An 11,144-nucleotide genomic window follows, 5' to 3' on the forward strand; every position below is an offset into this window, starting at 1 on the left:
ATTGCTGCCTGACCGCTTGGGGGGCAACGGGGCGCTACTATAGGGAGTTGCGCTAAAACGGTCAAGCAGAATTTACGTCTTCACTCTCGTTTGGTTACGCAATAGACATATTCTGCGCCCGGACAGGCGCAGAGAACATGATTAGCGCTGAGAGTCCAGTTTTTCACCGTTGGTGACGACTTCCTGAGCCTTGCTGTAGCTTTCGATCAGCAGCTGATAGGCCGGGAAAATTTTGGTATACACTTCCGCCCATTCAGCGGCATCTTCCCGGTTCCAGGTCCGCTGTATTTCAGACGCAACGGCTGCGGTATCCATTGGCACCACGCCTGCCTGTACCACTCGCGCCAACGTGATTTCCTGCGCCATCTTGCTGTAAGTGCCGGAAGCGTCAATGACGGCAAACACTTTATACCCTTCCGCTACCGCGCTGATGGCCGGGAAAGCCATGCAAACGCTGGTAATGGTACCGGCGATAATCAGCGTTTTACGACCTGTTGCTTTGACGGCTTTAACAAAGTCTTCGTTATCCCAGGCGTTGATCTCGCCTTTGCGCGCCACGTACTGAGCATGGGGCGCATTGGCGTGGATTTCCGGAATCAACGGGCCGTTGGGTCCCTGTGGAACGGAGGCGGTGGTGATCACCGGCATCTTCGCCAGGGTGGCTATTTTTGCCAGCGCAGCGGCACGGGCACGCAGTTCGGGCATTGGCATATCACCGACGGTCTGAAAAAGGCCGCTCTGGTGATCGATAAGCAGCATCACGGCATCATCTACGTCGATAACCGGGCGTGAACCATTAAAATTTGCAGGACTGGACATCGTATTCTCCTTCGCTTTAGATTTGGCCAAAACGGCCGGAGTTGAAATCGCGTACGGCTTCGGCGATCTCTTGTTTTGTGTTCATCACAAACGGACCGTAACCGACAATGGGTTCATTTAACGGTTCGCCTGACAGCAGCAGCACGCTGGCGTCGCTACTGGCCTCGATATGTAGGGTTTTACCCTGCTGGCTTAATACCACCAGCTGCGCCTCACCCGCGGAGGTGGCACCGTTGATGGTGATCGTGCCTTTCAGCACCACCAGCGCAGTGCTCCATCCTTCCGGTTGGGACAGCGTGACCGGGCGATTACTTTGCAGGCGCATGTCCCACACATTTAACGGTGAGAAGGTATGCGCGGGGCCTTTCGTGTCCTGATAGCTGCCCGCAATCACGCGCACGGTACCTGCGTCATCTGGCAGGTCGACGGTGGGAATAACGTCGCTGCTGATGCCCTGATAACCCGGCACGGTCATTTTGTCTTTGGCTGGCAGGTTGACCCACAGCTGGACCATTTCCAGCTCGCCGCCCTTACGGGTAAATTCCGGCGAATGAAATTCTTCGTGTAAAATCCCGGCCCCTGCTGTCATCCACTGCACATCGCCTGGACCGATAATGCCGCCGCGCCCGGTCGAGTCGCGATGTTCAACTTCACCGCTGTAAACAATGGTCACCGTTTCAAAACCACGGTGCGGGTGCTCACCGACGCCGCGCTTTTCATTACCCGGTGTAAAGGTATGCGGACCCGCGTAATCCAGCAGCAGGAACGGACTGAGCTGCTCAGCATGAGACTGGTAAGAGAACATCGAGCGAACTGGAAATCCATCGCCAACCCAGTGTGGGCGAGGTGCGGTATAGACGCCTGTTACGTGTTTCATATGTATCTCCTCAGTGGCGTTATCTTGATGTGAATAAGCTTATATCCATGACAGCGAGCTGAGTAGTGGCTAAAATAGTCCTCACCGTCTCATTAATAGGACAATAAGATGACGAAGCTGGATCTCAATGATTTCGCATGGTTTGTGCATGTTGTCGAAGAGGGAGGATTCGCAGCGGCAGGCCGTGCGCTTGATGAGCCCAAATCCAAACTCAGTCGGCGCATTGCGCAACTGGAGGAGAGACTGGGGGTGCGTTTGATTCAGCGAACAACCCGGCAGTTTAATGTCACGGAGGTCGGACAGACCTTTTACGAACACTGTAAGGCGATGTTGGTGGAGGCGCAGGCGGCACAGGATGCCATTGCGGCGTTGCAGGTTGAGCCACGTGGCATTGTTAAACTGACGTGCCCGGTGACGCTGTTGCATGTCCATATCGGTCCGATGCTGGCCCGATTCATGGCGCGTTATCCGGATGTCGCAGTACAGCTTGAAGCCACGAATCGCCGCGTTGACGTCGTCGGGGAAGGTCTGGATGTGGCGATTCGCGTCCGACCTCGTCCTTTTGAAGACAGTGATTTGGTCATGCGGGTGCTTGCTGACAGGGGGCACCGGCTGTATGCCAGCCCGCGATTGGTTGAGCAGATGGGGACATTACACGCCCCTGCAGAGCTGAACCGTTGGCCCGGGCTGAGTCTGGCGGCGGGGAAACATGTTCATCGTTGGGAGTTGTTTGGCCCACAGGGTGCCCGCGCGGAAGTGCATTTTATGCCGCGTATGATCACCACAGATATGCTGGCGCTGCGCGAGGCCGCGGTTGCCGGGGTAGGCGTGGTGCAACTCCCGCAGTTAATGGTCAAGGATCAATTAGCCGCAGGGGAGCTGGTGGCATTGCTGGATGGCTGGGAACCGAGGCGGGAGATTATTCACGCGGTCTTTCCATCGCGTAGGGGGTTATTGCCCTCGGTGCGCGCATTAGTGGATTTCCTGACGGAAGAATATGCACGCATGATTGAGGACTAAAGCCTCAAATTTGGCCCACAAAAAAGGCCGGATATACCGACCTTTTATTATCTGGACGCCAGTCTGGCGTGAAAAAAATCAGCGACTACGGAAGACAATGCGGCCTTTGCTCAGGTCGTACGGGGTCAGTTCAACAGTCACTTTGTCTCCCGTCAGGATGCGGATATAGTTTTTACGCATTTTACCGGAGATGTGTGCAGTAACCACGTGACCGTTTTCTAACTCTACGCGGAACATGGTATTAGGTAACGTATCGAGAACGGTACCCTGCATTTCAATATTGTCTTCTTTGGCCATCTAATCCTCTGGGGTATCACTACCGTAATTTGAACCGGCAAGATAATGCCGAAGTTCTTTTAATAAGTAAAGATTTGCGCGATTAAAATACAGCAAATCAAGTTTGGCGCATTACTCTATCCACACACGGCAAAGCCGCACTTAAAGCGCAACGTGTAAGGGAACGATGAGATAAACGATAGGCGTTGCCTGACGCGAACTGTTCCTTAACGGCGGCGGGGTAATGGGCTAAACCAACTCTGCGACGCAATTATAACACCCCGACAAAAAATGTGCCGAAAACATTCACTCCTGAGGTAAAAATAACGTCCGCGGTACCCAAAAATGGCTGGGTAACCGCTGCTGGCGCAGTCTGCTCAAGTGTTCAAGGTACTCCCGACGCGGCGTTTCGACGGCGCCCAGCGACGCTGTATGTCCATTTAACACCTGACAGTCAATTAACTTCCCACCCTGCTGGCTAAATTCAGCGCAAAAAACAAGCAACGCGGTTTTTGAGGCATTTTCCTGACGACTGAACATTGATTCACCGCAGAAGAGCGTGCCTTGCGAAACGCCGTACATACCGCCGACTAATTCATTGTGCCGCCACACTTCAATGGAGTGCGCGTGCCCCAATTCATGCAGGCGGTGGTAAGCGTCAACAATATCACGCGTTATCCAGGTCCCTTCTTCGCGGTCATTGGCACAACCTTCAATCACCTGACCAAAGGCGTAATTTAACGTGACACGATAAGGTGAGTGTTTATGAAAACGCTTCATGCTACGGCTAAGATGAAATGTCTCAGGCCACAAAATGGCGCGCGGATCGGGCGACCACCAAAGAATTGGGTCGCCAGGAGAAAACCACGGAAAAATACCGCGCTGGTACGCCATAAGCAGACGGGCAGGGCTCAGATCGCCACCCAGTGCTAACAAACCGTTAGGTTCGCGTAACGCGCCTTCCGGTGACGGGAAGGCGATAGAATTGCGGGACAGTTGCACCAGGCGCATGACAGCGAAACTCCACTACGCGAGTCGATCGTTCAATAATAGCTTACAGACGTTGCTTAAACTGGTAATAACGCCCCTGCCTGGCTAACAGATCTGCGTGATTACCTTGCTCAATAATGTGTCCGTTGTCCATCACTATTATTTGATTAAAACGCGATAGCCCGCGCAGGCGATGCGTCACCATCAATACCGTTTTATCTCGCATGACATCACTAATCAATTCAAGCATTTGACTTTCGGTGGTAGCGTCCAGTCCTTCGGTAGGTTCATCCAGCAGCATCAGCGGGGCATCGTGGAGTACCGCGCGAGCGATTGCCAGACGGCGGAGTTCGCCGCCGGAAAGCTGACGACCCCCTTCACCTAACCAGGCGTTGAGACCATCATCTTCCAGCAGTTTTTCCAGACCAACGCGGCACAGTATTTCGGATAATGCATCATCACTGGCCTGCGGCGCGGCCAGCAGCAGGTTGTCGCGTAATGTGGCGCTAAAAAGGTGCACACGTTGCGGCACGACGCTGATGCTTTGACGCAGCGTTGACTCACTCAGAGTTGAAATCGGGCGGTCGTTAAACAAAATTTCACCGTGTTGCGGGTTCCAGGCGCGGGTCAGCAGTTGTAGCAGGGTGGACTTTCCACAGCCGGTGCGGCCGAGAATCGCAACATGCTCGCCGGGTTTTGCTTGCAGGGAGAGGGTATCCAGCGCATTTTGCGCCTGGCCCGGGTAGCTGAAACAAACGTCGCGCAGCGTGAGGGTAATCGGCTCAGAAACTGTCGATCCTGCGTCGGGGAAAGTGACTTCCGGTTTTTGTTCCGTCAGTTCTGTAATGCGCAGGGCAGAGGCGATCACCTGACCGAGGTGCTGAAATGCACCCGTTACCGGGGCCAGGGCTTCAAATGCGGCCAGTGCGCAGAACACAAACAGCGCAATCAGCGCACCTGGCTGGGTATTGCCTCCCACGCCGCCCGAGGCCATCCAGAGCATCACGATGACGGCCAGTGCGCCAATCAGCAGCATTAGGGCCTGAGACAGCGCCGTTAATTCGGACTGGCGACGCTGAGCTTCGTGCCACTGTAACTCTGTGGCTTCCATTTGTGCTCGATAGCGAACACTTGCGCCAAAAATGGTCAGCTCGGCCTGGCCCTGCAGCCAGGATGTCAGCTGTTGGCGATATTGCCCGCGCAGGTGCGTCAGGTTTTGCCCGGTGCGTTTTCCGGCCTGATAAAACAGCGGAGGCAAAATAAACAAGGTCAGCAGCATGATGCCACCGAGGGTGATGGCCAGCGTGAGATCGAGCACGCTCAGACCCAGCGTCACCACCATAATCACGACAAATGCCCCAACCAGCGGAGAGATGACGCGCAGATAAAGATGATCAAGCGTATCGACATCCGCAACGATGCGGTTAAGCAGTTCACCCTGGCCATAACGGGCCAGACCCGCCGGAGAGAGTGGCAGCAGCTTACTAAATGTATAAATACGCAGGTGCTGCAACACGCGGAATGTCGCGTCGTGACTGACCAGTCGCTCGAAATAACGACCTGCGGTACGGGTGATCGCCGCACCGCGCACGCCGGCAGCGGGGAGCATATAGTTAAAACTGTAAATCCCGGTGACGCCAACCACCGCGGAAGCGGAGAGGAACCAACCGGAAAGTGTCAGCAAGCCGATACTGGCTAATAGCGTGATGATCGCCAGAATAATTCCCAGCGTTAACATCCATTTATGACGTTTATACAGCGTCAGATAAGGTAGCAAAGCGCGCATTTAGATGTCCTCCTGACGGTGAGCCAGCAGTGTTGCAAAAGCCCCGTTGGCTGCGCTCAGTTGAGCATAAGTGCCTTGCTCGACGATCTGTCCGTCCTGCATGACCCAAATGGCATCCCACTCGGTAAGGTCTTCAAGCTGGTGCGTGACCATCAGCGTGGTCTGGCGGCGTGATGCTGCATTCAGCGCCTGCATGACGCGCTGCTCGCTGTGCGCATCGAGGCTAGCGGCGGGTTCGTCCAGTAGCATTAGCTGACACGGATTGAGCAAGGCGCGGGCGACGGCAACGCGCTGCGCTTGCCCGACGGAAAGTCGGGCGGCCTGATCGCCGACCGGGGTATCCACGCCCTGAGGCAGTAGAGGTAAAAACTCACTTACCCAGGCGCTGTCGAGCGCGGCCTGAAGCTGTTGCTCGCTGGCATCTGGACGTGCCAGCAGCACATTATCGCGCAACGTTGGGGCAGGAAGCTGTGGGTTCTGTCCTACCCACGACAGCTGTTTTCGCCAGGAGTCAGGGGCCAGGGAGCGAAGCTCAAAACCATTAATTCTCAGCGAACCCTGATACGAGAGAAAACCAGAAAGGGCATTCAGCAGCGAGCTCTTACCGGAGCCGCTACGTCCCACCAGTACCGCGCGCTGACCGGCTGGCAGCGAGAAGTTAAGTGGACCAGCAAGCACTTTACCTTCCGGGGAGGTGATAACCAGATCTTCTGCGGTAATCGAAACCGGCTCTTTTACGGCCAGCTCAATGTCGCCACGTTCAGGATGCGCCAGCGGCGTTTCCATGAACGTTTTCAGGCTGTCTGCGGCACCGACGGCCTGGGCTTTGGCATGATAAAACGTGCCCAGATCGCGCAAGGGCTGGAAAAACTCAGGCGCAAGAATCAGTGCCAGGAATCCAGAGGCTAAGGTAACACCAACGCCATAGTGGCCGAAGTTGAGTTCACCGAGGTACGAGAAGCCAAAGTAAACCGCCACCAGCGCGATGGACAGCGAGGTGAAAAATTCCAGTACGCCGGAGGAGAGGAACGCGAGGCGCAGAACTTCCATGGTGCGCTGGCGAAAATCTTGTGATGCCGCACGAATGCTTTCTGTTTCCGCTTCGCCGCGACCAAATATTCTTAACGTTTCCATACCACGCAAGCGGTCGAGGAAATGACCGCTGAGTCGGGCTAGCGCCTGAAAGTTACGTCGGTTAGCATCAGCAGCGCCCATACCGACCATTGCCATAAACATGGGGATTAGCGGTGCAGTGCCAAGCAGGATAAGGGCAGCTATCCAGTTAGACGGGAAAATGGCCGCGACAATCAAAATGGGGACGCAGACGGCAAGCGCCATTTGCGGCAGATAACGCGCGTAGTAATCATGCATATCGTCAATCTGCTCGAGCACCAACGTGGCCCAACTTCCGGCTGGTTTACCCTGGATCCACGCGGGGCCTGCCTGTTGCAGACGGTCCAGAACCTGACGGCGAATTTCAAAACGAATGTGCTGTCCCGCGTGAAAACCGACCCGCTCACGTAGCCAGACCACCCATGCACGCAGGATGAAAATCAGCACTAATACGATGAAAGGGAGCAGAAGGGCTTCGCGGGGAATATTATCCATGATCATGTGATCAAGAATGCGCGCCAGGAGCCAGGCCTGAGCGACAATTAACAGGCCGCTGACGAAGCCTAACAGGCGTGAAATATTCAGCCAACGCTGGGAAATGACACTTTGCTGTTTTAACCAGCGTGTTAGCTCTTTTTGACGGGTTTTATTCATTGCTCGCTTAGCAGGTGAGTTATAGGAATTTTTAGGCAGGACAATGTTACAACGGGGCAAAAATAAAGGCGACTGATAGTCGCCTTTTTTACTTTTGTTACTGATTTGTAAAACTTATTTGCAGGCGTCAGCCAGACCGTCGAGATAACGCTCTGCATCAAGGGCTGCCATACAACCCGTACCTGCAGAGGTAATCGCCTGGCGATAAATATGGTCCATCACGTCGCCGGCCGCGAACACGCCTGGAATGCTGGTTTGCGTCGCATTACCGTGAATGCCGGACTGAACCTTGATGTAGCCGTTTTCCAGCTCAAGCTGGCCTTCAAAAATCGCAGTGTTCGGGCTGTGACCAATGGCGACAAACAGTCCTGCAACGTCCAGAGACTCGACGTTATCGGTGTTTTGGGTATCACGCAGACGCAGTCCAGTGACGCCCATCTGATCGCCGGTCACTTCTTCCAGCGTACGGTGCGTGTGCAGCACGATGTTGCCGTTTTCGACTTTATCCATCAGGCGCTTGATAAGGATTTTTTCTGCACGGAAGCTGTCGCGACGGTGAATCAAATGCACTTCAGAGGCGATATTCGCCAGATACAACGCTTCTTCTACAGCCGTGTTGCCACCGCCGATAACCGCTACCTTCTGGTTGCGATAGAAGAAACCGTCACAGGTCGCACAGGCAGAAACACCGCGACCTTTAAACGCTTCTTCAGACGGTAAGCCAAGGTAGCGAGCGGAAGCGCCGGTGGCGATAATCAACGCATCGCAGGTGTACTCGCCGCTGTCGCCGGTCAGACGCAACGGACGGTTCTGCAGATCAACCTTGCTGATGTGATCAAAAATGATTTCCGTCTCAAATTTTGTCGCATGCTCATGCATACGTTCCATCAGCAGTGGGCCCGTAAGATCGTGCGGGTCGCCAGGCCAGTTTTCGACTTCCGTCGTCGTGGTCAACTGACCCCCTTTTTCCATACCGGTAATCAGTACCGGTTGCAGGTTTGCGCGTGCAGCATAGACCGCAGCGGTATACCCGGCAGGGCCTGAACCCAGAATAAGAAGTTTACTGTGTTTGGTCGTGCCCATGAGATCCCCATAGTTGTTGGCAGGCAATGACTGGATTGTAGGGAATTTGCAGGCGTAAAAAAAGAGTATGGCAATTTTGTTAACAATTTGTGCAATAGCGGGAGCCGATGATCGGCCAGACAGGCGGCAAGGACGTCAACCAACGCACAGGTAACATGAAGTATGACGGGACATAACGATTTCTACTTAAAATCGGCCAGTTATAAGGCGATAAAATGACGATTTTCCATCACTCCCAATGAATAACTGGCATGTTGTACTAAAAATCGATGTTTTGCTTTGACAATCCCCTGCTGTTTTGCGAAAACATTCAAGGAAGAAAAAAACTGTGTCGTGTGTGTGCTGCATAATCATGCATCCAGATACCATGTTTACCGAGTTAGCGAAATCTACGCATGGTGTGGACAGATGCCATTCGTGATGTCGATAGCCGCCGACAGGCAACGGTCTTCTCACCATAAACCCAGACATTTCACACCGTAAATCCCTCTGGGTTTCGGGTATTGTGATGGGTAGCGACTCTGAACAGTGATGTTAGAAGGGTCAGGCAGGAGTAGGGAAGGAATACAGAGAGACAATAATAATGGTAGATAGTAAGAAGCGCCCTGGCAAAGATCTCGACCGTATCGATCGTAACATTCTTAATGAGCTGCAAAAGGATGGGCGTATTTCTAACGTCGAGCTTTCTAAACGAGTGGGACTTTCACCAACGCCCTGCCTTGAGCGTGTGCGTCGGTTAGAAAGACAGGGATTTATTCAGGGCTATACGGCGCTGTTAAACCCGCATTATCTGGATGCATCACTTCTGGTTTTTGTTGAGATTACTCTGAATCGTGGCGCACCGGATGTCTTTGAGCAGTTCAACACTGCAGTGCAAAAACTTGAAGAAATTCAAGAGTGTCATTTGGTTTCCGGTGATTTCGACTACCTGCTGAAAACACGCGTACCGGATATGTCAGCATACCGCAAGCTATTGGGGGAAACCCTGCTGCGTCTGCCTGGCGTGAATGACACACGTACTTACGTGGTAATGGAAGAAGTTAAACAGAGCAATCGTCTGGTAATTAAGACGCGCTAACACGGAACAGGTGCAAAATCGACGTAGTTTGATTACACTCCTGTTAATCCATACAGCAACAGTGCCGGGGCAACCCGGTGCTGTTGTCCGTTTTAGCATCGGGCAGGAAAAGCCTGAAACCTGGAGAGCCGTTTTTGAGCCAGGAATACACTGAAGACAAAGACGTCACATTGACGAAGTTAAGCAGCGGGCGCCGACTTCTGGAAGCGCTACTGATCCTTATTGCCCTTTTTGCCGTCTGGTTGATGGCTGCCTTACTCAGCTTTAACCCTTCGGATCCCAGCTGGTCGCAAACCGCGTGGCACGAGCCTATCCACAATCTTGGGGGAATACCCGGAGCATGGTTGGCGGACACGCTGTTCTTTATTTTTGGCATCATGGCCTACACCCTACCTGTGATCATTGTTGGGGGCTGTTGGTTTACCTGGCGACATCAGGCCAGTGACGAGTACGTTGACTATTTCGCCGTATCGCTGCGCATCATTGGCGTTCTGGCGCTCATTCTCACCTCTTGCGGACTGGCGGCAATCAATGCCGATGATATCTGGTATTTCGCGTCTGGCGGCGTGATTGGCAGTCTGCTCAGTACCACGCTACAACCTCTGCTGCATAGCAGCGGGGGAACACTCACACTATTGTGCATCTGGGCGGCAGGTCTGACGTTGTTTACCGGTTGGTCATGGGTGAGCATTGCGGAAAAACTGGGCGGCTGGTTACTCAATATCCTGACCTTTGCCAGTAACCGCACTCGTCGTGACGATACCTGGGTCGATGACGAAGAATATGAAGACGATGAAGAGTCCGTCGACATCGCCGAAGGAAAACCGCATGAATCACGCCGGGCGCGTATTCTTCGTGGGGCATTAGCACGTCGTAAGCGGCTGGCCGAGAAGTTTACCAATCCGCTTGGTCGTCATACCGATGCTGCGCTGTTCTCCGGTAAACGGATGGACGACGAAGATGAAATTGAATACAGCGCCCGTGGTGTTGCCGCCGATCCGAATGATGTTCTGTTCTCGGGTAATCGCGCGACGCTGCCTGAATATGATGAGTTCGACCCGCTGCTAAGTGGTCACTCGGTGACTGAGCCTGTGACAGCCGCCGCAGCAGCCACGGCGACCGCGCAGGCCTGGAGTGCGCCAGCCGATCCTTTAATGCAAGCTCCGCTGGTTTCCGGTGGCGTTCCTGTTCAGCCTGCACCGACTGCTGCATGGCAACCTGCGCCAGCGCCACAGGTGGCTGAGCCGGTTGTGACTCCTGCCTACGAAGGTTATCCGCAGCCTGCACAATATACTCAACCGACGGCACAGCCTTATGAGCCGTGGCAGCAGCCCGCACCGGTTGAGCCTCAGCCGCAATATGCTGTGCCGCCCGTTGTCGAACCTCAATACCAACAGCCGGTAGCTCCGCAGCCGCAAATGCAGCCGCAGTGGCAGCCGCCTGTTCCA

10 protein-coding genes and 1 pseudogene are annotated in these 11,144 nt (G+C 54.0%); 3 read left to right on the forward strand and 8 right to left on the reverse strand.

Going from position 1 to position 11,144, the window contains the following annotated elements:
* Positions 1-141 precede the first annotated feature (141 nt).
* A complete protein-coding gene (locus tag FDX01_RS20130) occupies positions 142-819 on the reverse strand; it encodes an isochorismatase family protein (protein ID WP_096757702.1) in 678 nt (225 codons plus the stop codon).
* A gap of 16 nt (positions 820-835) precedes the next feature.
* The gene (locus FDX01_RS20135) at positions 836-1,696 is read right to left on the reverse strand and encodes a pirin family protein (protein ID WP_137400353.1); all 861 of its coding nucleotides are present in this window, start codon (positions 1,694-1,696) and stop codon (positions 836-838) included.
* A 108-nt stretch (positions 1,697-1,804) separates the two neighbouring features.
* Here FDX01_RS20135 and FDX01_RS20140 point away from each other — a divergent pair, with 108 nt between their 5' ends.
* Entirely contained in the window at positions 1,805-2,716 is a 912-nt protein-coding gene (locus FDX01_RS20140) for a LysR family transcriptional regulator (RefSeq protein ID WP_137400354.1), read from the forward strand.
* A 78-nt stretch (positions 2,717-2,794) separates the two neighbouring features.
* On the opposite strand, the gene infA is transcribed toward FDX01_RS20140, so the two are convergent.
* From infA to trxB, 6 genes and pseudogenes are all read right to left on the reverse strand, one after another.
* Positions 2,795-3,013, reverse strand: a complete 219-nt coding sequence (infA, locus tag FDX01_RS20145; protein WP_002211347.1) for a translation initiation factor IF-1 — start codon at positions 3,011-3,013, stop codon at positions 2,795-2,797.
* Positions 2,941-3,298 (reverse strand): annotated as a pseudogene (locus FDX01_RS20150) (hypothetical protein). The gene infA and the pseudogene FDX01_RS20150 overlap by 73 nt, the downstream one beginning before the upstream one ends.
* The gene (aat, locus tag FDX01_RS20155; RefSeq protein WP_096757699.1) at positions 3,299-4,003 is read right to left on the reverse strand and encodes a leucyl/phenylalanyl-tRNA--protein transferase; all 705 of its coding nucleotides are present in this window, start codon (positions 4,001-4,003) and stop codon (positions 3,299-3,301) included.
* A gap of 43 nt (positions 4,004-4,046) precedes the next feature.
* A complete protein-coding gene (cydC, locus tag FDX01_RS20160) occupies positions 4,047-5,768 on the reverse strand; it encodes a cysteine/glutathione ABC transporter ATP-binding protein/permease CydC (protein WP_096757698.1) in 1,722 nt (573 codons plus the stop codon).
* Entirely contained in the window at positions 5,769-7,535 is a 1,767-nt protein-coding gene (cydD, locus tag FDX01_RS20165; protein ID WP_137362367.1) for a cysteine/glutathione ABC transporter permease/ATP-binding protein CydD, read from the reverse strand.
* Positions 7,536-7,649: 114 nt separating this feature from the next.
* The gene (trxB, locus tag FDX01_RS20170; RefSeq protein WP_137400355.1) at positions 7,650-8,618 is read right to left on the reverse strand and encodes a thioredoxin-disulfide reductase; all 969 of its coding nucleotides are present in this window, start codon (positions 8,616-8,618) and stop codon (positions 7,650-7,652) included.
* Between the two features lie 583 nt (positions 8,619-9,201).
* On the opposite strand from trxB, the gene lrp reads away from it, so the two are divergent.
* Both lrp and FDX01_RS20180 read left to right on the forward strand, forming a co-directional pair.
* Entirely contained in the window at positions 9,202-9,696 is a 495-nt protein-coding gene (gene lrp, locus FDX01_RS20175; RefSeq protein WP_000228473.1) for a leucine-responsive transcriptional regulator Lrp, read from the forward strand.
* Positions 9,697-9,830: 134 nt separating this feature from the next.
* On the forward strand, positions 9,831-11,144 hold a 1,314-nt coding region (locus tag FDX01_RS20180), incomplete at its 3' end, for a DNA translocase FtsK 4TM domain-containing protein (protein WP_170974788.1).

Source organism: Citrobacter sp. wls613, assembly GCF_005281195.1.
Classification (GTDB): Bacteria; Pseudomonadota; Gammaproteobacteria; order Enterobacterales; family Enterobacteriaceae; genus Citrobacter; species Citrobacter gillenii.